Here is a 216-nt window from a genome sequence, read left to right on the forward strand (position 1 = left end):
CCGCAGCCGTTGATCTGGCTGGTGCGCAACGACACCAGCTCCTGCGTGGACGCCGGCAGCGGCGACTTGTGGATCACCAGGCTGGCGTTGGCGAACCGCTTGGTGAACTTGGCGCCGATCTCGTTGTCGAACATGGCGAATCGGGGTTCCATGACTTCGTCCTCTCTCGTGGTGTCGGGTGCTGCCGCACTGGACGAACACGAGACGCCGGCGGCC

The 216-nt window shown here is 65.3% G+C and carries 1 protein-coding gene; it reads right to left on the bottom strand.

Going from position 1 to position 216, the window contains the following annotated elements; translation table 11 throughout:
* The coding region (locus tag F0L68_RS41240; protein WP_149855355.1) for a carboxymuconolactone decarboxylase family protein at positions 1-152 on the bottom strand (152 nt) is incomplete at its 3' end.
* Positions 153-216: the final 64 nt, after the last annotated feature.

The organism is Solihabitans fulvus (assembly GCF_008386585.1).
Lineage (GTDB): Bacteria > Actinomycetota > Actinomycetes > Mycobacteriales > Pseudonocardiaceae > Solihabitans > Solihabitans fulvus.